The sequence below is a fragment of the Glaciecola sp. G7-5 genome (assembly GCF_055808975.1).
The window spans coordinates 1,114,234-1,140,702 of sequence record NZ_CM147892.1; the positions used below are offsets into that span (position 1 = coordinate 1,114,234).

General features: G+C 41.3%; 17 protein-coding genes and 6 pseudogenes. 11 read left to right on the forward strand and 12 right to left on the reverse strand.

Annotated features, from left to right (window positions below; genetic code table 11):
- Positions 1-16: 16 nt before the first annotated feature.
- The 4 genes from AC0L6H_RS04915 to AC0L6H_RS04930 form a co-directional block, all read right to left on the reverse strand.
- Complete coding sequence (locus tag AC0L6H_RS04915; protein ID WP_412970818.1) at positions 17-1,435, reverse strand: coniferyl aldehyde dehydrogenase; 1,419 nt, start codon at positions 1,433-1,435, stop codon at positions 17-19.
- Entirely contained in the window at positions 1,428-3,791 is a 2,364-nt protein-coding gene (locus tag AC0L6H_RS04920) for an efflux RND transporter permease subunit (RefSeq protein WP_412970817.1), read from the reverse strand. Before AC0L6H_RS04920 ends, AC0L6H_RS04915 begins: the two co-directional genes overlap by 8 nt.
- A gap of 9 nt (positions 3,792-3,800) precedes the next feature.
- Positions 3,801-4,919: a WD40/YVTN/BNR-like repeat-containing protein gene (locus tag AC0L6H_RS04925; protein ID WP_412970816.1), complete on the reverse strand. Its 1,119-nt coding sequence runs from the start codon at positions 4,917-4,919 to the stop codon at positions 3,801-3,803.
- Positions 4,920-5,097: 178 nt separating this feature from the next.
- Positions 5,098-6,132, reverse strand: coding sequence for an AraC family transcriptional regulator (locus AC0L6H_RS04930; RefSeq protein ID WP_412970815.1), 1,035 nt, complete (start codon positions 6,130-6,132; stop codon positions 5,098-5,100).
- A gap of 151 nt (positions 6,133-6,283) precedes the next feature.
- Here AC0L6H_RS04930 and AC0L6H_RS04935 point away from each other — a divergent pair, with 151 nt between their 5' ends.
- The 3 genes and pseudogenes from AC0L6H_RS04935 to AC0L6H_RS04945 all read left to right on the forward strand — a co-directional run bounded on the left by AC0L6H_RS04935 (position 6,284) and on the right by AC0L6H_RS04945 (position 11,547).
- Positions 6,284-8,116: a DUF1302 domain-containing protein gene (locus AC0L6H_RS04935; RefSeq protein ID WP_412970814.1), complete on the forward strand. Its 1,833-nt coding sequence runs from the start codon at positions 6,284-6,286 to the stop codon at positions 8,114-8,116.
- 15 nt (positions 8,117-8,131) lie between these two features.
- A pseudogene (locus AC0L6H_RS04940) lies at positions 8,132-9,489 on the forward strand (DUF1329 domain-containing protein).
- 63 nt (positions 9,490-9,552) lie between these two features.
- Positions 9,553-11,547, forward strand: a complete 1,995-nt coding sequence (locus tag AC0L6H_RS04945) for an alkyl/aryl-sulfatase (RefSeq protein WP_473392949.1) — start codon at positions 9,553-9,555, stop codon at positions 11,545-11,547.
- Between the two features lie 20 nt (positions 11,548-11,567).
- Here AC0L6H_RS04945 and AC0L6H_RS04950 read toward each other — a convergent pair whose 3' ends face one another.
- Both AC0L6H_RS04950 and AC0L6H_RS04955 read right to left on the reverse strand, forming a co-directional pair.
- A complete protein-coding gene (locus tag AC0L6H_RS04950) occupies positions 11,568-12,410 on the reverse strand; it encodes a DODA-type extradiol aromatic ring-opening family dioxygenase (RefSeq protein ID WP_412970811.1) in 843 nt (280 codons plus the stop codon).
- A gap of 236 nt (positions 12,411-12,646) precedes the next feature.
- A pseudogene (locus AC0L6H_RS04955) lies at positions 12,647-14,156 on the reverse strand (transposase).
- Between the two features lie 225 nt (positions 14,157-14,381).
- On the opposite strand from AC0L6H_RS04955, the pseudogene AC0L6H_RS04960 reads away from it, so the two are divergent.
- The 4 genes and pseudogenes from AC0L6H_RS04960 to AC0L6H_RS04975 form a co-directional block, all read left to right on the forward strand.
- Positions 14,382-15,593 (forward strand): annotated as a pseudogene (locus AC0L6H_RS04960) (IS1182 family transposase); the annotation flags it as partial.
- 82 nt (positions 15,594-15,675) lie between these two features.
- Positions 15,676-16,095, forward strand: a complete 420-nt coding sequence (locus AC0L6H_RS04965) for a hypothetical protein (protein WP_473392950.1) — start codon at positions 15,676-15,678, stop codon at positions 16,093-16,095.
- 158 nt (positions 16,096-16,253) lie between these two features.
- Complete coding sequence (locus tag AC0L6H_RS04970) at positions 16,254-16,535, forward strand: hypothetical protein (RefSeq protein WP_020745568.1); 282 nt, start codon at positions 16,254-16,256, stop codon at positions 16,533-16,535.
- 112 nt (positions 16,536-16,647) lie between these two features.
- Positions 16,648-18,162, forward strand: a pseudogene (locus tag AC0L6H_RS04975) (transposase).
- A gap of 203 nt (positions 18,163-18,365) precedes the next feature.
- On the opposite strand, the gene AC0L6H_RS04980 reads toward AC0L6H_RS04975, so the two are convergent.
- The 4 genes from AC0L6H_RS04980 to AC0L6H_RS04995 all read right to left on the reverse strand — a co-directional run bounded on the left by AC0L6H_RS04980 (position 18,366) and on the right by AC0L6H_RS04995 (position 21,072).
- Complete coding sequence (locus AC0L6H_RS04980; RefSeq protein ID WP_473392951.1) at positions 18,366-18,491, reverse strand: NAD(P)-binding protein; 126 nt, start codon at positions 18,489-18,491, stop codon at positions 18,366-18,368.
- 363 nt (positions 18,492-18,854) lie between these two features.
- Complete coding sequence (locus tag AC0L6H_RS04985) at positions 18,855-20,024, reverse strand: NAD(P)/FAD-dependent oxidoreductase (protein ID WP_473392952.1); 1,170 nt, start codon at positions 20,022-20,024, stop codon at positions 18,855-18,857.
- Positions 20,025-20,027: 3 nt separating this feature from the next.
- Positions 20,028-20,192 carry a rubredoxin gene (locus AC0L6H_RS04990; protein ID WP_473392954.1) on the reverse strand — a complete coding sequence of 55 codons (165 nt, stop codon included), beginning with the start codon at positions 20,190-20,192 and terminating at the stop codon, positions 20,028-20,030.
- 40 nt (positions 20,193-20,232) lie between these two features.
- On the reverse strand, positions 20,233-21,072 hold the full coding sequence (locus AC0L6H_RS04995; protein ID WP_473392955.1) for a sterol desaturase family protein: 840 nt from the start codon (positions 21,070-21,072) through the stop codon (positions 20,233-20,235).
- A 162-nt stretch (positions 21,073-21,234) separates the two neighbouring features.
- On the opposite strand from AC0L6H_RS04995, the gene AC0L6H_RS05000 reads away from it, so the two are divergent.
- Positions 21,235-22,164, forward strand: a complete 930-nt coding sequence (locus tag AC0L6H_RS05000; protein ID WP_473392956.1) for a LysR family transcriptional regulator — start codon at positions 21,235-21,237, stop codon at positions 22,162-22,164.
- A 16-nt stretch (positions 22,165-22,180) separates the two neighbouring features.
- Here the strand turns inward: AC0L6H_RS05000 and AC0L6H_RS05005 are convergent, their stop codons facing one another.
- Complete coding sequence (locus AC0L6H_RS05005; protein ID WP_473392957.1) at positions 22,181-22,723, reverse strand: YkvA family protein; 543 nt, start codon at positions 22,721-22,723, stop codon at positions 22,181-22,183.
- A gap of 507 nt (positions 22,724-23,230) precedes the next feature.
- Here AC0L6H_RS05005 and AC0L6H_RS05010 point away from each other — a divergent pair.
- Positions 23,231-23,881, forward strand: coding sequence for an alpha/beta fold hydrolase (locus AC0L6H_RS05010; protein WP_473392959.1), 651 nt, complete (start codon positions 23,231-23,233; stop codon positions 23,879-23,881).
- Positions 23,882-24,083: 202 nt separating this feature from the next.
- Here AC0L6H_RS05010 and AC0L6H_RS05015 read toward each other — a convergent pair.
- Positions 24,084-25,593 (reverse strand): annotated as a pseudogene (locus AC0L6H_RS05015) (transposase).
- Positions 25,594-25,818: 225 nt separating this feature from the next.
- On the opposite strand from AC0L6H_RS05015, the pseudogene AC0L6H_RS05020 reads away from it, so the two are divergent.
- A pseudogene (locus AC0L6H_RS05020) lies at positions 25,819-26,250 on the forward strand (transposase); the annotation flags it as partial.
- Positions 26,251-26,273: 23 nt separating this feature from the next.
- On the forward strand, positions 26,274-26,456 hold the full coding sequence (locus tag AC0L6H_RS05025) for a hypothetical protein (protein WP_473392960.1): 183 nt from the start codon (positions 26,274-26,276) through the stop codon (positions 26,454-26,456).
- The last annotated feature ends 13 nt before the right edge of the window (positions 26,457-26,469 follow it).

The window sequence follows — 26,469 nt, forward strand, 5'->3', positions numbered from 1 at the left end:
TTTAGCACCTCGTCGTTTATCTGATAAATAATTTATATACAAGTTTGTGTACTGCTTTTCCATAGGGAGGAAAAAGCAGGTGAGCGAAGGATAATTTTCCGCGTTTTAAGATTGATTTGGCATGCGAAAAACGAACAAAGCCTTCTTCTCCATGATAGTTCCCCATACCTGAAGCACCAACACCACCAAAAGGTAGATCTTCATTCGCTACATGAAAAGCTGCGTCATTAATGCATACTCCACCGGCGATAGTTTCTTTTAATATACGTGTTTGAAGGTCTTTATCGAAACTATAAATATACAACGAGAGTGGACGCGGATTAGCGCTAACATAAGCAATGACCTCACTCATGTCTTTATATTCTTTAATCGGTAACAAGGGACCAAATATCTCTTCTTGCATGATTTTCATATTGTCGTTTACGTTGGTAACAACCGTTAACGGAATTTTTCGCTTGCTTGTTTCAATATTTTCTTGCACTAAGGGAATAATGTTTGCCCCCTTTTCCTTTGCGTCTTCTAATAAACCTTGAATTCTCTCGTATTGGCGCTGATTAACAATATTGGTGTAGTCGTCATTGGTTTGTACTGTTGGAAACATTGTATTGAAGCGCAATCGTATTTCATCGATTAATGCTTGTTGCTTCCCTTCAGGGCAAAAGAGATAATCGGGGGCCACACAGGTTTGCCCACAATTTAAGGTTTTCCCAAAGATAAAACGCTCAACGGCGGTTTTGATGGGCACGTCGTCAGCGATAATAGCTGGTGATTTTCCTCCCAACTCTAGGGTAACGGGAACGAGATTTTTAGCAGCGGCTTGCATTACTAATTTGCCAACTTGTGTCGATCCCGTAAAAAACAAATGATCAAAGCTTAACGATGAAAACGCTGCGGCCATATCGGCTTCGCCACCAATAACCGCAACTTCATCTAAGGGAAATTCTTGCGCAATGAGTTTGGCTAACAATTCGTTGGTATTGGGCGTAAATTCTGACATTTTAAGCATGGCCCGATTACCAGCCGCCAGCGCAGTGGTTAAGGGTCCCAAAGACAAAAAGAGTGGGTAATTCCAAGGTACGATAATGCCAATAATTCCAAGAGGCTGATGCATTACATGGCCACTAGCAGGCTGAAATAAAATACCTATATGCTTACGCTTAGGTTTCATCCATTTTTTTAAACGATCTATGCTGTAGTTAATACCCGAAACAGAAGTAAGTATGTCGCCTATAAGAGAATCGTCATTACTTCGGTGACCAAAATCTTGGCATAAGCTTTGTACTAAAGCACCCTGATTTTGTAAAACCAAATTTTTCAAACGCTTTAGCTTGTCAATTCTATCTTTGTAATCAGGATAAGGTTGAGCGGAAAAGGCCGCACGCTGCTGTTCTAAAATTGATGCAAGTGTAGATATTTCGGTAATTAAATTAGACATGGCTGGCCTCTTTTGCTGGTTTTTTTTGTTTATCATTACTCGCTCCAATTCTTAAAAGCCAAGCAATAGCCGGAATTAAGGTAAGCGCCCCCACCATGTTCAATAGAAACATAAAGGTTAATAACAAGCCCATATCTGCTTGAAACTTAATTGGAGAAAATACCCATGTTGCTACGCCTATTGCTAGTGTTATCCCAGTAAACGCGACTGCTTTACCAGTTTGTTTGAGTGCGTATAAATAACTTTCATACAATGATTTTTGAAGCGCTAATGCTTCACGCGTTTTACTGAAAATATAAATACCATAATCAACACCTATGCCAACACCCAACGCTATCACCGGAAGCGTGGCGACTTTTACGCCAATTCCTAGATAGGCCATTAATGCTTGACTTAGCAACGAGGTGAGCATTAACGGGATGATAATTGCAATGACTATTCGTACTGACCTAAAGGTTATTAAACATAAGGCAATAACCACAGAGTAAACCCACACTAACATCTCAATTTGAGCGTCTTCAATTACTATGTTAGTTACTGCCTCAACTCCTGCATTACCAGCAGCAAGTAAAAATTCAACGTCACCCGAATCATTGTCAGCTTTGAACTGTTCTACTGTTGCTACCACTTTATTGAGTGTGTCGGCTTTATGGTCGTCTAAAAATACGAGAATAGGGGCCATAGAACAATCTTGGTTAATTAGGCCTGGGGGTGTTTTTGCAACAGAGGCGTTAATCATAAATTGATTTCGATTGAGTCCAAACCACTTTAATGAACCTTCGTTCATACCAAACATACCAAACTTCGAGACATTAACCACTGATTTGACATCCTGTACGCCATGAATATTTTTTAATTCCCACTGCAACTTATCAACCCAAATTAGGTTGTTATAGCTTATGCAGGTGTCGGGAGTTGTTTTTGCCATAACAACAAATACATCGGTACTGGTGCTGTAATTGGCAACTACATAGGCGTTATCAAGGTTGTAGCGTGAATCTGGACGCAATTCAGGTGCACCAGCATCTAAATCACCAATTTTTAAAAATTGAGAATAATAAAGACCTAAGACACAAAGCAGAAGCGCTACAACTAAGGCCGTTTTTGCCATCGCTGGGCGCGCAAAACGAGCGATTATCGTAAACATTTTGTTAGATTCGGATGTTGCCGTTTGATTTCTTTCGTTTTTCTTTGCTGACACACCAATAAAACTAATTACGATTGGTATTGCAACTAAGTTGGTAATTATAATAACCGCTACCCCAATACTTGCAGCAATAGCCAATTCTCTTATTACACCTATGTCGATTACCATGAGTGTAGTGAAACCGATCGCATCGCTTGCCAAGGCCGTGATACCAGCCAAATATAAAGATCGAAACGCAAGTTTGGATGCCGTAAGCTTGTCTTCTCCAGCGCCAACCTGTTGAATAATGGCAGTAATAATTTGCACACCATGGCTAACACCAATGGCAAATACCAAAAATGGTACAAGCATACTATATGGATTTACGCCGTATCCAAGAAGGTTTAATATTCCTAATTGACTAATAACCGCAAGTATCGAAAACACCAAAACAATCAGGGTGCTGCGGATACATCTGGAATACAAATACAGCAGTAAAAAGGTTATTAACACAGCCAACGCAAAGAAAATAACAACTTCGACCGCACCTTCAATCAAATCACCAACCACTTTCGCAAAGCCCACGATACGAATATTGATTGTATCACTATCATATTTGTTGCGAATATCGCGTTCCAATGTTTCTGATAAAGCTCTGTAGTCCAATGGAAGCCCTGTTTCAGGATTTTTATCTTGTAAAGGAGCCAAAACAATTGCTGATTTAAAGTCATTGCCAACCAATACGCCTACTTGACCAGATTTAAAAACATTGGTTTTTAGTTGGTCAAGCATTGCCGACGAACCATCGTAACCATCAGGCACAACAGCGCCACCAACAAAACCTTCCTCAGTAACTTCTTGCCAGCGTACACTTGGCGTCCAAAGGCTTTTTAAACTATTGCGGTTTACACCTGGAATGAAAAATACATCATCGGTCACCTGTTTAAGAATTTCTTGAAACTCTTGAGTAAAAATATCATCCTCTTCGGTTTCTACAACAACACGAATAACATTACCTAAATCAGCTAATTCACTCTGGTAAGCTTTATAGTTATTAATAAATTCATGATTGCCAGGCACCATTTTGCTGAAACTTGCTTCGGGTTTAACCTGCATTGCTTCGGTCGCTAGAAATGCGAATATGATTGCCAATAAAGCTAATATGGGCACTCGAAAGGAGAAAATAAATTTTTCAAAAAACCGTTCTGTTAAAAATTGCGTGTTAGACATATTGATTCCTTATTTCCCTAAGTTCCATCTAGTAATACCCTGTTGTCCAACCAACACTAGCTGTTTATTGCCTTCGAGCGTGACTGCAGAAAAAGTAGCACCCGATGGATGCTTATATATTGTTTGCTGGTTTGGCTTATCAAGGGGAAAACTAAGCACAAGGCCACCGTGCCCAACTAAGTAGGCTATGCCTTTGTCGCTAACGGTACCGCCTAAGAATGAGCTTGAAAGCTTCTTTTCTATCAAGCGCCAGTTGAGCCCACTATCGTTTGAAACGGCAAAGTGTCCTTGCAATCCGAAAGCAATTAAGTGTTTAGAGTTTTGTGACGCTATAACACCAAAGAAACTTCCATGGTAAGGCAGTTCCATGCTTTCCCAAGTGTTTCCATTATCGCTTGAACGAGCTGCTACCGCATTTTCACCAACAATGTACAAGGCACCATCTACATCTTTGACTATCGAATTTAGATGAAATTTATCAATATTGTCTATTTTATTGCTTACTAAATCCCACGTTAGTCCCTCATCTTTACTGCGTAGCAAAACACCGTACGCGCCGGTCACAAATACATCCCCGTTGTCAGCCGTTATTACTGACAATAGTGGTTTATTTGGTCCTGTATCTAATTCGGTTTGAGCGTCTTTGTGTGCATATTCTAAATCTTCTAAACGATATTCTTCTTCATATCGATCAGCATCTTCGGGTAGGTCTTGCAAACGAGCTTCTTGTGCTAGTATTTGTTTAGCTAACGAACTAATCACTAGCTTTGTCAAATCGTAACCATCGAACACTTTAGTCCATTTTTTTGTATTTTGATTAAACAGTAAGATCGCTGCATCGTGGCCAACTGCCACAAAGTTACCATTTTTTAGCTGGGTAACATCGGTAATGGTCACACTCACTGGGACAGAGAATTGGGACCACTTATTAGGGTTTTCCCACTCGATAATATGCCCACGCTCCCCAACTGCAATCAAACTTTCATTATGTTGCATAATATTGAGCAAAATGCTTTCACTAGCTAGCTGACTTTTTATCGCATGCTCGTTTAATAGTTCTAGTTTATCTGCGGCTAAACAAACTGTGCCATATGTGAGTGCAGCACACGCAAGTAGTATTTTTTTCAAAGGATAATCCAACTACACTAAAGTTTAAGTAACACAAATTTAACAAATAAATAGATTATGTCTTGTTTTTACATGCCAAATGCTTATCTTAACGAGCACATTTGTGTAGAACCGCTGTGTAAAGGAAGGGAGTAATTGAATACCTAAGGTGTGAGAAATTATCTTAAGGCAACTAAAATTAGTGTTCACCACCGTCTAGGTTTCGGTATTCGCTGGGGGTTTTGTTTGTCCAACGTTTAAAGGCTCGGTTGAAATTACTGACACTCGAAAAGCCAACTAAGTATCCTATTTCGCTAAACGCAATATGTTGCTGACGAATATAGTCCAAAGCCAATTTTTTTCTAGTGTTATCTAATAGTTCTTTGTAATTTGTGTTTTTGCCAGCTAGCTTGCGCTGCAAGCTTCGTAAGCTCATGCCTAAATGTTTGGCAATGTCATTTTGAGACGGTGCACCCATGGGCAAATCTTCATAGATTTTGCTTTTTATCAAATAAATTAAATCCCCCTTATCTATTCTATTTAATAATTCATCTAGCACTTTTTCATGCATTTGAGAGATTAACGCATTTCCTACCATTAACTTTGTGTCTGCCACTTCGCGGCTAAAAGTAAGCGAATTACTTTTACATTCGTACTCAACGTTGCAACAAAAAAACGATGATAAATAATCCTCTTGTCCAGGCGGAGGGTTTTTAGCCGTTAATTTTACTAAAATGGGCGATATTCGACTGCCAACAAGTTCTCTTGAGAAAGTGACAATAGTGGCTAAAAATGTTTCAACCAAACAGGCCTCAAGAACAGGTCTATTTGAATCAGGGTAGTTGGCAATCTGCATTTCAAATAATAAAGATTGACTACTTTCACTGACGTTTATTGTGCAGGTATTTGATACAACGCGTTTATATCTTGCAAGGCGCTCCAAAGCATCGTGCAAAGAAAATGAAGACATCATTGCATACCCTAAAGCATGAAACATTGATGGGTGAAAGTTTTTTGCAATCTCTATTGAAAAATCATGACGTCCCAATTTTTGATTACAATAATGCACCAAACGAGCTAATTCATCGGCTGCGAGTCGAGATTCTAAATTATTAAGTTCAATTAACGAAATTCCACAGTTTTTACATTCACTTTCAAAGTCTAAGTTATTACTTTGCATTGCCCTAGAAAATGGGATCAAAAAACCGCTAAGTGCTGAGTAATAATTGGGCAAACTGGAAGCCTATATAAATTGACGATTTAAATTATTATATGCTTTTTGCATGAAATGACAATTAATTGGCACAAATTGCTTATCACTTTCCTTTATTTAAATATACGTTGTAGTTGTAAACAAACTGTAAAATCAGTATTGAGGAAGCCCTGTGAATATAAAATTAAAGAAAACCCTACTCGCGTCGCTGATATGCAGCACGTTTTTAACTGGCAATGCATACAGCTCAGATTTCTATTTTGGAGAAAACCAAGACTATCATCTGCAAATTACCTCACAACTAACAATAGGTGCTAGTTGGCGTTTGAAAGATCCCAACGAACGTTTTGTTGGTGCATTAAACGGTGGAATAGGCGCAACGACAACCACCGATGACGGCAACCTAAATTTCAAAAAAAATGAGACCTTCTCAAAAATCATCAAAGGTGTACATGATATTCAATTGTCAAAAGACAATTGGGGCTTATTTGCTCGCGTCAAATATTGGTACGATAAAGAATTGAAAGATGAATCACGAGCTCATGGGCATTCCCCAAATGATTATACACCAGGGGCGCCTTTAAACGATGACAACTTTGCTGATTTTGCGAAATTCTCTGGCATAGAGCTAATGGATGCGTACTTTTATACCAATTTTGATATTGGTGATGCTCCTGTCGAATTTAGATTGGGTAGACAAGTTATTAGCTGGGGCGAGAGCACTTTTATACAAGGCGGGTTAAACTCTACTAACCCATTTGACGTGAATGCATTGCGGCGCCCTGGCGCGGAACTGAAAGAAGGCCTCTTACCTGTTGGTATGGCCTACATTAATTCGGGCATAACAGAAAACTTAAACTTAGAGCTATTTTATCAGTATGAATGGGAAAAAACCCAAATTGATGGCTGTGGTACCTACTTTTCTGGTGCAGACTTTGCGGCTGATGGTTGTTTTGCGGTAACAATTGCCGTTCCCGATCAACAAGCTTTGCAAGGTGGTTTCTTCGCACAGCGTTATGCCGATGATGAAGCTGAGGACGGTAACCAATTTGGTTTGGCATTACGTTACTATGCCGCAGAGCTGAACGACACTGAGTTTGGTTTATACTATATGAATATTCATTCGCGTTTACCGCTAATTAATGCAATACGCACTAAAACACTTTCCGTTCCTGGCGTAACGAGTGTATTTGTGCCAGCAGCCTTAGATCCAACAGGCGGCGTGTTATCAGCACTCAACCCTCAATATAGAATTGTGTTCCCAGAAGATCTCAAATACTTTGGCGCTAGCTTTGCCACGAACCTTGGCGGAGTTGCCGTATCTGGAGAAGTATCTTACAAACCCGATACGCCTGTTCAAATTAGTGGTCCAGAATTACTCAATGGTGTGCTCTCAGAACAACCTTTCTTCCGCTATACTTCGCGAATAGCAGAAGTGGGTTATGGAGAGGAAGTTTTAGGTTATGACGAGCTCGATGTAACGCAGATTCAAGTTACAGCTTTGCAGTTCTTTGAGCGCGTTTTAGGTGCATCTAGACTTACCGTTATCGCTGAAGCTGGAATGATTTTAACCGATGGTGCTGAAGATTCAGACCAAAAATATGGTCGAAACTCTGTATTTGGTTTGGGTGACTTTGATGTTGGTAACGGTATTAATTGTACTAACCTTGTTGCAGCAGGTGCAATAGGCGGCGATTGTGCTCAAGATGGTTTTGTCACTGATACCGCTTGGGGTTATAGAATACGCGGCGTACTAGACTACCAGAACGTAATTGGTGGTATTAGTTTAAAACCAACTATCGATTGGCAACACGATGTAGACGGGTACTCGCCTGATCCTGGCCAACAATTCCACGAAGGGAAAAAGTCTTTCGGCGTATCGCTTGAGGCTCTTTACCAACAAAAATACAGCATGACCATTGGGTATCGAGCGTTTAGCGGCGGTAGTCATAACATATTAGAAGACAAAGACTTTATGTCTCTAAATTTCGGCATTTCATATTAATTAAGGAGTCATAACATGAAAAATAAATTACTTATTGTAGGTACATTATCTTTGTCATTTCTTTCAGCGTCGGTAATGGCAAAGGTGACTCCTGAAGAGGCAGCAAAACTGGGTACAACACTCACACCTTTAGGGGCAGAAATGCAAGGGAATGAAGCTGGTACAATTCCAGCTTGGACAGGGGGTTTGAATTCAAAAAGTGGACTAAAAAGCAAAGATCCAGGGCGTCCTGATAATCCATTTTCCGATGACAAGCCCAAATTCATCATCGACAGTAGTAATGTAGACGAGTACAAAGATAATTTGAGTGCTGGCCAAATTGCTATGTTTAAGAAATACCCTAGTTACAAAATGCCAGTTTATGAAACCCGTCGAACGGCTGCTTATCCAGATAAAATGTATGATCTTGTTGCAAAAAATGCGGTAACAGCAGAATTAGTTCAAGGTGGAAACGGCCTAAGTGGTTTTGACACAACCATTCCATTTCCTATTCCGTCAAATGCGCTAGAAATCATTTGGAATCATATTACGCGCTATCGTGGGGGCTCGGCTGAACGCATGTTTTCTGCTATACCGGTTCAAAGTGACGGTAGTTTTGTTGAAGTGAAACTCAATGACCAACTTGTTTGGCCTGAGTTTTTATCTTCTGGGCGAGAGGCAGAAGACGATAATGTGTTGTTCTACTACCTGCAAGTTATTACATCCCCAGCCCGATTAACCGGTACCGCTTTGCTTGTACACGACACCATAGACCAAGTTAAAGAGGCTCGCCGAGCATGGGTGTACAATGCAGGTCAGCGAAGAGTTCGTCGTGCTCCTAACGTAGCATACGATGGTCCAGCGGCTGGTACCGATGGTCTAAGAACCACCGACAACTATGACATGTATAACGGTGCACCAGATCGCTACACGTGGAAGCTATTAGGGAAAAAAGAAGTATACATGCCCTACAATTCTTATTCATTACTGGACACCAGCGCAAGCTACAAAGACATTGTTAAAGAGGGCCATTTAAACCCCGATTTTTTACGTTATGAATTACATAGAGCTTGGGTAGTTGAAGCAACAGTAAAAGATGACGCAAGACATATCTATGCAAAACGCGTCTTTTATATTGATGAAGACACGTGGGGTGCATCGATTATTGATCATTATGACGGGCGTGGCGATTTATGGCGCATCTCAGAAGCAAACAACATAATGTTTTATGATGTAGATACGCCGTGGATGGTTGCAGAAACACTTTATGACCTTAATTCAGGACGCTACTTGGTGACTGGTTTAGCGAATGAGGAACCACGCTTTATGACGTGGGGAAAAAAGCCGACCGTCGAGATTTCTCTTCATCAGCACTTCGTCGTTTAGGCCGCTAAACGTCTAGTAAAACAATATTATATGGCTCCTATTTTGGAGCCATGCTACATTGAGGCAAACCAATGAAAATTCTTAAGCTAATAATTATTTTGACCGCCTGTCACAGTGTTCATGTAGGCGCAAACGAGCGTGACACTAAACCAGCTTCTCTTGCTACCTTAAAGCATCAACAAACAATAAAAGAAGCCCTGCCATTTTCAAATAAGAAAGATTTCGAGCTGGCCGAAAAAGGCCTAATTAAACGCCCTAAAAAAGTTGAAATTAAAGATAACTCAGGAAAAGTCGTTTGGGAACTTGGTAATTATGATTTTCTTTTTGCTGAAAATTATCACGATAGTATTAACCCTTCTTTAGAGCGCCAAGCTCGTTTAAATATGCAATACGGCTTATTTGAGGTGAGTGAACGCATCTATCAAGTTCGTGGCTACGATTTAGCTAACATGACCTTTATTAAAGGCAACACGGGTTGGATTGTATTCGATTCATTAGTTACCCCAGCCACTGCAAAGGCTGCTTTTGCTTTAGTTACACAAGAATTAGGTGAATTTCCAATAAAGGCGGTTGTTTATAGTCATGCGCATGCCGACCACTTTGGCGGAGTTACTGGTATTATTTCACAAGAGCAAGTTGAACGTGGTGAGGTGCAAGTACTCGCACCTCGCGACTTTATGGAACATGCCATAAAAGAAAACGTGCTAGCCGGTAACGCAATGACACGTAGAGCAAGCTATCAATATGGCAATGTGTTAGAAAAATCAGAATTTGGTTTAGTAGACGCAGCGATAGGAAAAGGCTTATCAAGCGGATTAATTGGCCTTGTTGCTCCTTCTCGTATTATTGAAGACGATGAGGAAACAGTGGTAATTGATGGTATTGAGATGGTGTTTCAAAACACACCTGACACAGAGTCTCCGTCAGAAATGAACACCTACTTTCCACAATTTAAAGCCTTATGGACCGCTGAGAATGTAATTGGTGCCATGCACAATATATATACTCTACGTGGCGCGGCAGTGAGAGACGCGCAAGGGTGGAGTAAGTACATCAATCAACTAATCCACAACTATGCAAAAAATGCTGAGGTAATGTTTGCTTCACACAGTTGGCCCCGATGGGGTAATGAGTACCTGTTACAGGTACTTGAAAAGCAACGTGATTTATATGGTTATTTACATGACAAAACACTCAACTTAGCTAACAAAGGTGTAACAATTAATGAAATACACAATGAGCTTGAAGTACCTGATGTGCTAGCTCATGAATGGTATAACAGAGGGTACCACGGCTCATATTCACACAATGTTCGAGGCGTATTAAATAGGTATCTAGGTTTCTTTGATATGAACCCAGCTAATCTTAACAAGCTCAGTCCTGCCGACTCTGCTCCTAAATATGTCGCCGCTATGGGTGGGCCTCAAAAAATTATCGATTTAGCGCAAAAAGCGCATGATGAGGGTGACTATCGCTGGGCTGCCGAATTGTTAGATAAGCTTATTTTCGCACAGCCTCAGCACGAGAAAGCTCGACTATTACAAGCCAATATTTTTGAACAAATGGGCTATCAGGCTGAAAGTGCGGGGTGGCGTAATACTTATTTAACGGGTGCATATGAGTTAAGACATGGTCTACCAGATAAAATTGATGCCACAAAAGTGGGGCCGGATATTATTGCAGCAATGAGCTCTGAATTAATATTTGATTATTTGGGTGTACGTTTAGATACAAAAAAAGCACTTGGAAAACATCTAAAGATAAATATTAGTTTCCCTGACAACCGTGAATCATTTTTTCTAGAATTAAAAAATGCACATCTCAATAATATTGAGGGGATTAAAGCAGAAAACGCGCATGTATCTGTTGTAATGAATAGGAGTGATCTAAATTTAATGTTAATTAAAGCAAAGTCGTTTCCAGAATTGGTGGAAAGTGGGGCGATCGCATTTGAGGGAGATATCAAAGCCTTTGCATCGATACTGCAAATGCTAGAAGACTTTCCATTTTGGTTTAATATTTCTACCCCTAGTAAAACGTATAGTCGAACAAAACCTAGGGCATAGTTGACTTTGCCCTAGATTCGCTACTTAAACATAAAAGCCGACACCTGATTGGTATATATTTGTTCAGAATACACTTTACGACCCCGCTCTTTACGTGCCGTCCCAGCTACAACCATTAAAGGAATGAGGTGCTCTTCGCTGCCTAATGGGTGGCTGTCAAGGGCGCTTGGGGCTTCATACCATAATGCCAGTTCAGCTTTCATCTTGGGAATAGACGCTTCTACTGTCGTCGTTAGCCAAGTATCAAATTCTTTCGAGGCTGCACTATATTTAGAATTACCATAAGCGGCCATGTTATGAAAACTCATTCCGCTACCCACTATTAGTATTCCCTCCTCCCTCAAATGAGCTAGCGCTTGGCCAGCCTTAATGTGAGCTTGAGGATTGAGATCATTTCGCAAAGAAAGTTGTACGACGGGAATATCGGCCTTAGGAAACATCAACATTAATGGAATAAACATACCGTGGTCAAAGCCTCTGATGGCGTCTTCTTGACTACTTAAGCCCGCAGTTCTGAGTAACGAAACAATACGTTTGGCCAATGCCGGTGCGCCCTTAGCGGGATATTTCAATTTATAAGTGTGCTCTGGAAAACCATAGTAGTCATAAATTAAAGCAGGTTCAGGGTTTGTGGTAACACTAAAATTTGCTTCTTGCCAATGTGCACTAATTAGCAAAATGGCTTTTGGGTGCTCTGGTAAACGTGTATCAATGCTTTTTAAAAAAGCCTCCATTCCGTTCCAAAGATTGCTTGGTTCCCAATCCATGAAGAAACACGGGCCACCACCATGAGGGATATAAAACGCGGGTTGGGAGCTTGGCTTGTCAAAATTTGTATTTATTGAAGATGTTGTTTCGTTCATTGGCTATTATTTCCAGGAGTATAAGGCGGATTAAAGCTATTTGCTACCCCCTGTGACAGCTGTCTTTATGACTAGATTGGTTTGTTGAAATATCGAATTGTGGGAGTGTTTTATGGCGTGTTAGTTTAGCATTTCATGCGTAGACAGGCCTTTGGTAAAGGACATGAGGAATTGAAGCGCGAATAGCCCCACCATTTACTAGTGTTTTTCTTTACTCTTGCAACAGTAAATGGAGCCTACGCCCCAAAATTGAAGTCACGTTGAATAGTGAAATCGTTTCCGTATTGTTCATCAGGTGGCGCACGCAAATGTGGCAACAGTTTTGTTTGTTTAGAAGTTGGGTACTTTTTATCTAAATGCTTCAGTATTTTTTGAATAATGTGGATATCTATTATGCAAGCGATGATGCTTACATTGTGTTTTTCACATTTTTCGCATTCAGTGATGTCAATATTGAATACTCGCCTTAAGCGCTGGGCCCACGTCATAGCTCGCGCATGGTAAGGTTTATCCGAATGTCCGTCCTCTATATTGACGAGTCTAGGGCTGTTCTTACCGCGTTGTGATGCAGTGACTTGTGCACGAAGATTGCTGTTAGGGGCGAATACGCCGAAAAATCGGGTGAGGTTAAGTCTTGGCGGCGGAATGAGAGCGGCTAGTTTGCCAATAAAGTCGATAGGGTCAAAGAACACGTGTGTAGTACCATCTCTATAAGGCGTCTTCAATTCATAGCGCACCTTTCCATGGTCAGTCATACTTAAACGTTGCTCACTAATAGCTGGGCGACTGATGTAGCGGCATAACCTTTCTAACTTATCTGGCTCATCGGCATTAGCGAAGACCCCTGCATGTAAGGAAAAGCCGGAGGTGTTAGCCAACTGACCATATTCACCGTCACTGCTTGCAGGGAGTGTATGTAGTGTAAACACCTTTTGCCCTTGTTGAGGACCCATCGCTATGCGATAGCTGACGGAAGCACCTTGCAAATGGAGGAGGCTATCTTCATCATCAACAGGCAAGTTGAGAAAACTGTTTTCCATATCACGCTCAACCAAACCTACTTTCTCAAGATATAGAGCGATGCGATGACTGATGGTGTGAACTAGTTCGACCATGTCGCTATGAGAAGGTGCTTTAATGCGGGTAAATGTCGTGCCACCCCATGGATTTTCGCTAATCACGCCTTCTAAGAGACAACATGTGGAAATGGATATTTAGATTAAGGGCGCTACCAAATCGCTGAATCAGGGTAACTGCCCCAGTTTTCGCTTGTCTGTTGGTAAAGCCTGCTTTGTTCACAATGTGCGTGGAAATGGCGCGGTGAATGATTTGCATCACTTTGCTCAGTTCACTTGGGTACCTTGCTAGAAGCAATCGAAGCGGAATGGGTAAACTCAATACCCACTGGCGAATTGGATAACCAAGTAATACATCATCTACAAGAAGCGCTGCACTTTCTGCCATTCTTCTGGCTCCGCAGCTAGGACAGAAACCTCTGCGTTTACAGCTAAAAGCGACTAACTTCTCATGCTTGCAGTCGCCACATACCACGCGTAAAAAGCCGTGCTCTAGTCGACCACAACGCAAGAACTCATCAAACTCACGCTCAACATATTTGGGTAAATACTTACCTTGGTCAGCTAAATTGGCGTTAAACTCTGGGTAGTAACGTTCAACCAATTGATAGAGTAACGTTGTTTCTGGTCGATGGCGTTTATATATTTCACTTTGTTGTGTTGCCAGCACATTCGTTCATCCCTAAATGGTGTACTGACAAGTGTGGCAAAAACACGCTCAATTTACGACTGGCTGAACGTCCGGTTCACGCCCAGCCTGTGTGAAAACTCCGTTTTGATCACCTTTTGAACTAAGTAGGCTGTTCTTATGATCAAACAGTCTTAGCAGCCGATCCAAGTTCACCATGGTATTTAGTATAATAAAGCGGTAAGCCAAAGCAGGAGATTACCGCTAATGTCCCATCATATAAAAGGCCAATCTAGAACCCAAGCCACCTTGTTTCCAGAAGCATTAGACGACTTCGTCACGGATGAGAATCCAATACGCGTTATCGATGTCTTCGTTGATAGTTTAGATTTAGCGTCACTAGGGTTCGAAAAAGTCGAAACCAAAGCGACTGGCCGACCTTGCTATCATCCAGGCACAATGCTCAAACTTTATATTTATGGCTATTTGAATCGTATTCAGTCATCTCGCCGATTAGAAAAAGAAACCCATCGCAATGTAGAGCTAATGTGGTTACTTGAGCGTTTACAACCTGACTTCAAAACCATCGCAGACTTTAGAAAAGACAACGGTAAAGGTATTAAGAATTCATGTCGTCAGTTCGTGCAACTATGCCGAGAAATGAATATGTTTACCGATGCTGTTGTTGCCATTGATGGCAGCAAATTCAAAGCGGTGAATAACAAACAAAAAACCTATACACCAAAAAGAGCCAAGGACTTGATTGATAGATTCGATAAGAGCATTGCCCATTATCTAGCGGTTTTAGCGGACAAAGATAAGCAAGAAATCTCTGATGAAGATGTCACGGTCATGCATGAAAAAGTAGCATGGATGAAAAATAGGTTAGCAGAGTTGGCTGACATTGAAATACAAGTAAACGAGCATCCCGATAAACAGTTGTCAATGACTGACCCCGACTCAAGATTGATGAAGACCAGCAATACGGCAAGGCAAGCTTGCTACAACGTACAATCGGCGGTAGATAGTAAACACCACTTAATTATCAGCCACGAAGTGACCCAAACACCCGATAAAGGTCAGCTTCATGCGGTTGCCAGTAAAGTGCAAGAAACTCTAAAGACGAACAATATTACCTTCTTGGCTGATAAAGGATATTACAGCCGCGTTGATATTAAAAACGTACTGGATACAGGTGCTGAAATGCTAGTCCCTAAAAGCGATACAACAAACTTTGAAAAAGCAGGAATATTTGATAAAGCACTATTTGAATACAATAAAGAGACCGATGAGTATACTTGCCCCGCAGGTAACATACTGCCATACAGGCGCAGTACCATGGACAACGGTATGAAATTAAAGGTCTATGTTGACCATATCGCATGTAGAGATTGCAGTATCCGTAGTAAGTGTACTCGTTCTAAGATAGAGCCAAGAAAGATGAAACGGTGGGAGCATGAAGATACGATTGATGACATGCATAACATCACTTTTTATGGGCAGGCAGAGTGATCCACAGGCCATAAAGCAAGAAATGCGGGATAGTTTAAAGGGTATTAGCATGAGTACGGCAATGACCGGATTTTTTATCGTGTCATATGAGCACCTGGCAGCCAAATGCTTAGGCCCCAACCCCGTCGAATTTACGCGTACTGAAGTATGGGATGATATAACTCGAACCGTTATGGGGGAAGAGGTATACCGCAATACCTACACTCAAACCTACCACTATACGATTGCCAGGCGACATGCCGATATATTCAAGCAATTAGGTGAAGGGACCAATGCTAATAACGTTGATGCGCTGGCAAATATTTATGGCGCGTCTGGTATGATTTCCGCAGACGCACAAAAGTCTTTATTCACAATGAGTGACAACCTGCGAGGCGTCGCAACGACTATGCAACGATATGCTTGCGACAGTGAAGAAATGAAAACGTTGGAAAGTGCACTTATAGGGATGACCCGCGCGCGGTTGTAAGGTAAGAAGTACAAGTATGTGCTAGCTTTACAAAAGGACGAGTATAACCGGCAAGCAATGCCGGTTATTTACATCTATATACAGGAATACGGGGCTAAGCTTGGGCAATTTGGTTAATCCGCAATTCAGTTTTCGGTAAACAAGAGAGGACAGGTGATATGGATAACACGTTTCTCGATTTACCCATGGATGATGAAGATTGTTTATTGCCCTTGCAATCAGCTTCAATCAGTTGCCGTATTGCTGTAGGGCCAGATAAGGACAAAATAGTACTTGCCTTGCAAACCTTGCCCGAAAAAGACGATGATAACTATGGTCATTTAGCTCAAATAGGCGGTTTTAGCTTACTTGTTAGGGAGTTTGCTGACAGCCACGAATCTGAGAAACTGGAACGGCTATGTCGGTACATGTATTGGTCAAAACCGGACATCCTGGTATGAGGCCTCTCGGGCTGCTCTGTACGTTTTTCGGACCTTGAGACTATAAATTTCCCACCCTATTGATCAGTAGATTTACATTAAAATCATATACACACTGTGATGCCAATTCAAGATAAAGGCGCCATTGCTAGTAACTCACTCTCATACCTATAAACGACATCGTCCAGAGCAGACGTTACTGTATCAATTGGTCGAACGCCACTACCCAGAATTTCAGAAGCAGCTTTCACAAAAGGGAAGTCGTTACCACTTCATGTGGTAAAAGAGTTTAGAAGAGTTTCTTAGGTGTGGTCGGCTTGAGCATGGTTTTTTGCGTGTAGTTTGTGACGACTGCAAGCATGAGAAACTGCTGGCGTTCAGCTGCAAACGCAGGGGATTTTGCCCAAGTTGCGGTGCAAGAAGGATGGCAGAAAGTGCCAAGTTGTTAGTTGAAGATGTTCTTCACGGTTACCCTGTACGCCAATGGGTATTGAGTTTACCCATCCCGCTTCGTCTACTTCTAGCTAGGTATCCCAAACACTTAAGTAAAATCATGCAAATCATTCATCGTGCTATTTCTTGCGATATTGTGCATCGGGCTGGGTATCTTAAGAAGCAAGCAAACACAGGAGCGGTGACTTACATTCAGCGATTTGGTAGTGCACTGAATCTCAATATTCACTTTCACATGCTCTTTTTGGAAGGCGTTATCACTCAGGAGTGTGGACAGTCCAAATTCAAGTGCGTTAAAGCACCAAACCACAATGATATGGAAACCCTCGTGAATGTCATTAGCCATCGCATCGCGACCTACTTGGAGAAGGCCGGGCTCGTTCAACGGGATATGGACAACACATTTCTCGATTTACCCATGGATGACGAAGATAGTTTACTGCCCTTGCAAGCAGCCTCTGTCAATTACCGCATTGCTGTAGGACCAGATACAGGCAAAAAAGTCTTTGCCTTGCAAACCTTACCTGCCAAAGACGAACAACATTACGGTCAATTAGCTCAAATAAACGGTTTTAGCTTACACGCTGGGGTGTTTGCAGACAGCCATCAAACTGACAAACTGGAAAGGCTATGCAGATATATCTCAAGGCCAGCGTTAAGCGAGCAACGATTGAGTCTAACCGATTCAGGAAAAGTAAGATATCAACTGAAAACTCCCTATCAAGACGGTACCACACATGTCTTTTTTACTCCCTTGGATTTCATAGGCAAGCTCGCGGCACTGGTGCCAGTGCCGAGGCTAAACCTTACGAGGTTTTATGGCGTGTTTGCTCCCAATGCTAAGGTGCGTGCCGAGGTAACGGCTTCACAACGCGGTAAGAATAGCCCTCGCTTAGCAGAGCATCTGAAAGATTCAGATAAACCATACCATGCGCGAAGCATGTCGTGGGCACAAAGGTTAAAAAGAGTATTCAATATTGACATCACAGTCTGTGAGGCTTGTGAAAAAACCAACGTCAAAATTATTACTTGTATTACGGATCCGGCTGTTATCCATAAGATTTTGGCGCACCTTGACAAGCAGACTCTTCTTGAAGCAAAAAACGATTCTCTAATGCCGCCACTTCGAGCTCCACCAGCCACAGCCTCATTCAGTGACTACATCATTCAACGCGACTTCGATTTTGGCGCATGAAGCACAAAAAACAGACCATCACTTGAACATGCAACATGTTGAGGTAAGGGCTTTCACATATCTCATTGCGGATTTCAGTACCCAAGACCAGTTATATTGCGTCTATCTTGATGACAACTACTTCACTGATTCCTGAAAAGTACCCATTTGACACACGTGCAACTGGCCTTAAATACAGCTGACACAGTGGGTAGTACATAGCGTTAATATTTCTTATACTCGACTAAAACTTTGTAACCTTTTTGACTGAGTCGAAGGGCACTGACAGAACCGCCAAATCCACTGCCAACGATTATGTAGTCATACTCGGGTTTATTTGCATTAGCCATTGTCACCAACACCAAACATCTTTAAATCAATCACAACAGATTAATACAACGAATTCGTTAGCAACTAATTAATAAAATGTTGCACCGCAGTTAACAAACAGAATACCTACCTTACCTATTGGTCTTACGGCAAATCAATCACTGATAAAAGCCAAAAATGAGAGATATTTTGGCAGTAGAAGATACTTTGTATTTTGAAGGATTAGGGTGGCAGTGATGGCTAACTATTGAGAGGTAAAGACTGCAATTAAAAAGATAGCCGTGTATAACACAGTAGCGAAAGGTTGACGTTAAGACTAGCAGCTAGCCCTAACGCCAATAGAAAGGTTTCACATCAGAACGTAAGCGTTCGAGCGATATAATTTAACGAGTATGAATAGGCACAGCCTGCTTAACAAGGGCTTGCTTTTCGGCAACGTAATCACCTGTAAGCACAAAGCCAGCGATGTTCTTGTCATCCTGCCTAAAGAGTCCTTTGATGTTTTTACCATCCCCCTCAAACTCCCAGCTACCATTATCATTAGTAGGAGGATATACAACAACAGGGCAAACGGGCGTTTTGGTTATTACTGGCATAACACCAAATGAAACCGTTGAAGGATTCCCTGCAAGTGTTGCAGCAAGGGAGCGCGAACAAGCCATTAAAGGCAGTACATAAGGCATTACCTTACCCTCAATTTGTGCACAATCGCCCAACGCATAGATATTCTTTTTGGATGTTTCTAAGTCACGATTTACAATAATGCCACGCTCACAATTGATTCCAGCGTCACTTGCCAAGCCAACATTAGGTATCAATCCAACAGCAGATAAAACCAAATCAACTTCTAGTTCTTTTCCGCTTGCTAACTTAACAATTAGTGCACCGGGCGTTTCCATAATCTCAGTCACATAGTCACCAAAATACAATGTTGTGCCCGCTTCCTTTAATCCTTGCACCAAAGCATTACCCGCAAGCTCTGGCGCCAAACCATGTAATGCTGTTTTTGCTGGCTCAATAATCGTTAGTTCACAATCATGGGCAAGTAAGTCATTTGCATATTCACACCCGATTAAACCCGCGCCCATAATCGCTATACGCTGATTGGGCTTTAAGTGTTCCCTAAAAACTCTGTAGTCGGACAAATCATTAATTGACATGACCTTTTTTGCTTGGAATCCAGGAATTTCAAGGCTGTTACAAGAAGCGCCCGTCGCAAGTACCAATTTTTGAAAAGAGTAGCGCGTTTGATCAATCAAAATGTAGTGCCCATCAGGATTAATCTGCGACACTCTAGAAAAAGTTAAGAGTTGTGCGTTTAACTGAGTAGCCATCGACTTTTCGTCAGCTATTGATAAATCTTCTGCACTTTTTCTCTTGGTTAATCCCGTCGAGAGCGCAGGTTTACTGTAATAATGTCCATCATCAGCCGTGACAATTAGCATTGATTGACTAGAGTTTAATTTACGAAATTCTTTAGCAAATGTGTAACCAGCAAGCCCTGAGCCAATAATGATAATATCAAATGCTCGAGAGTTATCGTTGGGCATCATAGATTAGACCTCAACCATTTCAAATTCGTCTTTTCCTACACCGCAATCTGGGCACTCCCAGTCATCGGGAATATCTTCCCATCGCGTACCTGGCTCAAGACCCTCTTCTGGTGCTCCCTCAGCTTCATCATATTCCCAACCACAGACAATACATTGCCATTTTTTCATAGTATCCACCTTCTTATTTTGTATTTTTATTATCAGGTTATCACTCAAAAGTACGGCTAAACCTATACCAAGCAGAGCCTTTTTCTTTGTCTTTTTGACGCCAGCCGTATCGGCTAGGGGCGCTTTTTTCTATTTTTAAAGTACCGTAAATCAGCCAATCATAGAGCGCTAAAAAGTTGTGTAGATTTTTGGCTGAATTTGGCCCTCTGCTATGGTGCTGATGGTGGGTTGTTGGAAATGTAAAAACATGAGCCAACGCATACGCCACCTTGCGAACAATGGCATTTTTATGGTTTAGGAAGTACAAATCATAATGCCAGTTAGTGTGGACATGCAGTGCCCATGCGCCTTTAAAAATCATGCCGTATAAAAACACTTCAACCAATCCTAAATACAAGGCGATAAAACTGAACCAAATATTTGGCATGACTAACCAATACGTCCATCCTTCAACGAACGTTTGGCCAACAGTAATTTGAGCTTTTTCGTCGTCATTGCCAATTAAATGATGTGGCCTATGGGCGGTTCGAAATATTTTATGTAACGCTTTTAAAATTTTATTTTTTGGTGTTCTACTGTGAGAGAACCAATGACCGACACCGTGGAAGAATTCTTCTAACATGACAAATGCAACTAAAGCCCACCAGAAGTATCGCTCTTCAAAAGGTGATAAAACACCTTGGTAAGGCGCTAACAAGAACCCACAAAGTGCAAAAATTATCGTCATCACAAGTGGCCTTTGAATTAAAGAAATGCCTGCAGTACATATAACGGCCATCTTTAGGTCAGTAGAACTAAGTTTACCTGAGCGATAATTTCCACTGGCCCATTCAAACAAGACACAAATAGCGAAAATCACAGTAATTACGATGGTTTCCATGTCGCTTTCCCCCATTTAAAAACGAAATAACTTACGTAATAAATTCATAATAACTTTGGACTTTAGGCTATTGATTTGTTAATCATTTATCCAATGGATTATTAAAATGAGGCTTATTGACACGGTCAATAATGTTATTTTCGTGTAAATAAAAGGTGAATCATGAGTCGAGAATTGAAAAATGCAGATCTCAATTTACTTGTAGTGTTTAAGGCTTTAGCTGAAGAGTCACACCTTACAAAAGCCGCTGAAAAATTACATATGAGTCAACCTGCGGTCAGTAACGCATTGAGTCGTTTACGAGAGCTGTTTGATGATGAATTGTTTGTTCGAGCGCCTAAGGGGATGCGACCAACTTCCAAAGCAGCTTCACTTAAGGCGCCAATCACTGAGGCGCTTCACATCATCCAAGGACAACTAGCAACAAATGATATATTCAACATTGCCACAGCAAAGAATCATTTCGCGATATCAATTAATGGCTATGCAGAATTTGTCAGCTTGCCGGACATGCTTAGGTTTGCGAGAAAAGAGGCGCCAAATATTCACCTTGAAATATTACCGGAAAGCGATTTAAACACACCTGAGCTTCTTCGAGCTGGTGAGATTGACTTGGCAATTGACTATATACCTGTAAGTGGAAAAGACTTTATACAAGAACACTTCTTTAGCGAAGAACTAGTCGCGATTGCAGATAAAAACAACACTCGGCTTTGTGATGGATTAGATATTCAACAATATAGAGAGTTGCCCCATGTTGCCGTTCGCCCAAGAGATCACAGGGGTAGTCACATTGAAATATTATTAGGGCGCAAAAAAATCAAAAGGCAAGTTGTTTTATCTGTATCTAATCTAATCAGTATTCCCGCCATTATTGCAGACTCTGATATGATTGCTACCGTGCCCGTGCGGTTAGCAAACTACTTTTCTTCAATATTCCCTATCGTTTCATATCAACTCCCATTTGAGATTGATCCCGTGCCTATTTCTATGTTTTACCACAAAGAAAAAACAAATGATCCAGCTCACAAATGGCTGAGAAAACTGTTTAGAGAGTTTGCTTCAAAACATGAGCACAAAAAAGGACACTAACGTGTCCTTTTTCAATTTATCTAAAGATACCTTTAAAGCCAGAACTGCCGCCTCTTCTTCGGCTTCTTCGTCTTGTTCTCATTCGGCTGTATAGTTCTTTGCGCTTGGCTTCTAACCAATCTTCCTTACTTGCTTCAGGGTTGACCGTATTATTTCTGTAAGCACAGTATTCTGTGTAGGCTTCAATGTCTTCATTTAAATCTAAAGAAACCAACTCAATCATTATTGCGCCGTCCATTAAACCTAACACAGGAATGTCGTCGGCAATTAAATCTTGTTCGTCAGCAAAATATGCCAACGCAGACATGATGTCTTCTTTTTCTTCTGGCTCTAAGTCCCACTGAGGGTCTTCAGCCATTGCCACTAGAGTATCCAAAATCGCAAGTCTAGAGGTAATAAACTCAGGTACATTGTCACCAATGCTTTGAGATAAAGCCTTTGCTTTTGCAATAATTTCTTCTTTTGGCGTACTACTTAAATTCTTTTTACTTTCATTTAGTACTGTTTTAAAGTGCTCGAGATCTTGTTCAGATAATGTAAATGTTATGTCTAATGACATAATTCATCTCCTTTGATATTTGGTTACTCGATAACCATCTTAAACAATTTCTTAAACTTAACAAATCAGATACTTAATCTTTTCAAAATTAGCTGTAAATCTTTATTTCAAATGCTTTAAATTACCTTATATGGCTAACCTATATTTTCATTACAAAGTTTTAAGAGGTTTTCATAATTTTTCATAAGAACTTGTAATTGATACTTTTTTTGCTCTTTCATTGCATCCTTCTTGTTTGTCAAAACACTTACTGTTTTTAATAGACCTTTAATTTTGCAGGGAAGTAAATATGACAAATAAACACAAACCATTTGATTTAAGCCGAAGAACCTTACTAAAAGGTGCGCGTTTGGCTCAGTTTCAGCCACATTAGGTTTATCACTGAGTGTTGGCGCAAGTGAGAGTGCTCATTGTGCATCCACAAGTATTGAAGAATCACCATTTCACACTCCACCAACGCATGCACCAAAAAATCAGGGAATATTTCAGGTTTCTGATGAGCAAGGTATGTATTACTGGGATACAGGCGGCAAAGGCCCAGTTATTGTTTTGCTTCACCCGGGGCGTGGTAGTGCCTATTCATGGCCTTATCAGCAACAGCCGTTAGCAGAGGCAGGGTTTCGTGTGATTGCTTATTCTCGACGAGGACACCAAGGCTCATCGATTAAAACAGCCAATAATCCAAGTACCGATGCCGATGATCTTAATGCCCTTTTAAACCATTTAAATGTCGATAAATGTCACTTAGTTGCATTGGCCACAGGCGGATTTGTATTGAGCGATATTGTTGTTTCCTTTCCAGAAAAGGTGCTAAGCCAAACCTATGCTTACAGTTTATTTGGTCTGTGGGATAAAAATATAGACGCTCGTAATGATTTTATATTGCCTAAAGAATTTGCTGCTTTACCGCCAGAGTTTAAAGAATTAGGACCATCTTACCGCTTCGCTCATCCAGAAGGTGTAAAGGCGTGGGTTGAGATGGAGAGTAAAGCAAAAGAGAAAGGCTTACGTAATCGACAAAAGGACAAAAGCCAAGTGACATGGCAGAAATTACGACAACTAAATATACCTACTTTCTTAATGACTGGTGGCGCTGACCTTTATCAACCTCCATCAATGATGCGTGCTGCAGCTAGAGAAGAGTATAAGGCGGATTAAAGCTATTTGCTACCCCCTGTGACAGCTGTCTTTATGACTAGATTGGTTTGTTGAAATATCGAATTGTGGGAGTGTTTTATGGCGTGTTAGTTTAGCATTTCATGCGTAGACAGGCCTTTGGTAAAGGACATGAGGAATTGAAGCGCGAATAGCCCCACCATTTACTAGTGTTTTTCTTTACTCTTGCAACAGTAAATGGAGCCTACGCCCCAAAATTGAAGTCACGTTGAATAGTGAAATCGTTTCCGTATTGTTCATCAGGTGGCGCACGCAAATGTGGCAACAGTTTTGTTTGTTTAGAAGTTGGGTACTTTTTATCTAAATGCTTCAGTATTTTTTGAATAATGTGGATATCTATTATGCAAGCGATGATGCTTACATTGTGTTTTTCACATTTTTCGCATTCAGTGATGTCAATATTGAATACTCGCCTTAAGCGCTGGGCCCACGTCATAGCTCGCGCATGGTAAGGTTTATCCGAATGTCCGTCCTCTATATTGACGAGTCTAGGGCTGTTCTTACCGCGTTGTGATGCAGTGACTTGTGCACGAAGATTGCTGTTAGGGGCGAATACGCCGAAAAATCGGGTGAGGTTAAGTCTTGGCGGCGGAATGAGAGCGGCTAGTTTGCCAATAAAGTCGATAGGGTCAAAGAACACGTGTGTAGTACCATCTCTATAAGGCGTCTTCAATTCATAGCGCACCTTTCCATGGTCAGTCATACTTAAACGTTGCTCACTAATAGCTGGGCGACTGATGTAGCGGCATAACCTTTCTAACTTATCTGGCTCATCGGCATTAGCGAAGACCCCTGCATGTAAGGAAAAGCCGGAGGTGTTAGCCAACTGACCATATTCACCGTCACTGCTTGCAGGGAGTGTATGTAGTGTAAACACCTTTTGCCCTTGTTGAGGACCCATCGCTATGCGATAGCTGACGGAAGCACCTTGCAAATGGAGGAGGCTATCTTCATCATCAACAGGCAAGTTGAGAAAACTGTTTTCCATATCACGCTCAACCAAACCTACTTTCTCAAGATATAGAGCGATGCGATGACTGATGGTGTGAACTAGTTCGACCATGTCGCTATGAGAAGGTGCTTTAATGCGGGTAAATGTCGTGCCACCCCATGGATTTTCGCTAATCACGCCTTCTAAAGAACAACATGTGGAAATGGATATTTAGATTAAGGGCGCTACCAAATCGCTGAATCAGGGTAACTGCCCCAGTTTTCGCTTGTCTGTTGGTAAAGCCTGCTTTGTTCACAATGTGCGTGGAAATGGCGCGGTGAATGATTTGCATCACTTTGCTCAGTTCACTTGGGTACCTTGCTAGAAGCAATCGAAGCGGAATGGGTAAACTCAATACCCACTGGCGAATTGGATAACCAAGTAATACATCATCTACAAGAAGCGCTGCACTTTCTGCCATTCTTCTGGCTCCGCAGCTAGGACAGAAACCTCTGCGTTTACAGCTAAAAGCGACTAACTTCTCATGCTTGCAGTCGCCACATACCACGCGTAAAAAGCCGTGCTCTAGTCGACCACAACGCAAGAACTCATCAAACTCACGCTCAACATATTTGGGTAAATACTTACCTTGGTCAGCTAAATTGGCGTTAAACTCTGGGTAGTAACGTTCAACCAATTGATAGAGTAACGTTGTTTCTGGTCGATGGCGTTTATATATTTCACTTTGTTGTGTTGCCAGCACATTCGTTCATCCCTAAATGGTGTACTGACAAGTGTGGCAAAAACACGCTCAATTTACGACTGGCTGAACGTCCGGTTCACGCCCAGCCTGTGTGAAAACTCCGTTTTGATCACCTTTTGAACTAAGTAGGCTGTTCTTATGATCAAACAGTCTTAGCAGCCGATCCAAGTTCACCATGGTATTTAGTATAATAAAGCGGTAAGCCAAAGCAGGAGATTACCGCTAATGTCCCATCATATAAAAGGCCAATCTAGAACCCAAGCCACCTTGTTTCCAGAAGCATTAGACGACTTCGTCACGGATGAGAATCCAATACGCGTTATCGATGTCTTCGTTGATAGTTTAGATTTAGCGTCACTAGGGTTCGAAAAAGTCGAAACCAAAGCGACTGGCCGACCTTGCTATCATCCAGGCACAATGCTCAAACTTTATATTTATGGCTATTTGAATCGTATTCAGTCATCTCGCCGATTAGAAAAAGAAACCCATCGCAATGTAGAGCTAATGTGGTTACTTGAGCGTTTACAACCTGACTTCAAAACCATCGCAGACTTTAGAAAAGACAACGGTAAAGGTATTAAGAATTCATGTCGTCAGTTCGTGCAACTATGCCGAGAAATGAATATGTTTACCGATGCTGTTGTTGCCATTGATGGGCTGACGAACACTATGACGCTTTAATGAATAAGCCGCATGACTATTATATTAGTGCCGGTGGCACTCTCATGACGTTTGGCGGGGCAACGACACCCGATACAGATTATAAGTATGCACTGATGCCATTGCAGGAAGAGTTTGCACAAACAATTATCGATGCTCAGAATAAAAAGCAACAGTCAAAATCAAAAAGTAGCGGGAAATAAAAACATCGTTATA

Excerpts from the sequence above, each read along its gene's own strand:
- AC0L6H_RS04915 (WP_412970818.1), bottom strand. The coding sequence starts at position 1,435 with ATGTCTAATTTAATTACCGAAATATCTACACTTGCATCAATTTTAGAA.
- AC0L6H_RS04920 (WP_412970817.1), bottom strand. The coding sequence starts at position 3,791 with ATGTCTAACACGCAATTTTTAACAGAACGGTTTTTTGAAAAATTTATT.
- AC0L6H_RS04945 (WP_473392949.1), top strand. The coding sequence starts at position 9,553 with ATGAAAATTCTTAAGCTAATAATTATTTTGACCGCCTGTCACAGTGTT.
- AC0L6H_RS04950 (WP_412970811.1), bottom strand. The coding sequence starts at position 12,410 with ATGAACGAAACAACATCTTCAATAAATACAAATTTTGACAAGCCAAGC.
- AC0L6H_RS04965 (WP_473392950.1), top strand. The coding sequence starts at position 15,676 with ATGAGTACGGCAATGACCGGATTTTTTATCGTGTCATATGAGCACCTG.
- AC0L6H_RS04970 (WP_020745568.1), top strand. The coding sequence starts at position 16,254 with ATGGATAACACGTTTCTCGATTTACCCATGGATGATGAAGATTGTTTA.
- AC0L6H_RS04980 (WP_473392951.1), bottom strand. The coding sequence starts at position 18,491 with ATGGCTAATGCAAATAAACCCGAGTATGACTACATAATCGTTGGCAGT.
- AC0L6H_RS04985 (WP_473392952.1), bottom strand. The coding sequence starts at position 20,024 with ATGATGCCCAACGATAACTCTCGAGCATTTGATATTATCATTATTGGC.
- AC0L6H_RS04990 (WP_473392954.1), bottom strand. The coding sequence starts at position 20,192 with ATGAAAAAATGGCAATGTATTGTCTGTGGTTGGGAATATGATGAAGCT.
- AC0L6H_RS04995 (WP_473392955.1), bottom strand. The coding sequence starts at position 21,072 with ATGGAAACCATCGTAATTACTGTGATTTTCGCTATTTGTGTCTTGTTT.
- AC0L6H_RS05000 (WP_473392956.1), top strand. The coding sequence starts at position 21,235 with ATGAGTCGAGAATTGAAAAATGCAGATCTCAATTTACTTGTAGTGTTT.
- AC0L6H_RS05005 (WP_473392957.1), bottom strand. The coding sequence starts at position 22,723 with ATGTCATTAGACATAACATTTACATTATCTGAACAAGATCTCGAGCAC.
- AC0L6H_RS05010 (WP_473392959.1), top strand. The coding sequence starts at position 23,231 with ATGTATTACTGGGATACAGGCGGCAAAGGCCCAGTTATTGTTTTGCTT.
- AC0L6H_RS05025 (WP_473392960.1), top strand. The coding sequence starts at position 26,274 with ATGAATAAGCCGCATGACTATTATATTAGTGCCGGTGGCACTCTCATG.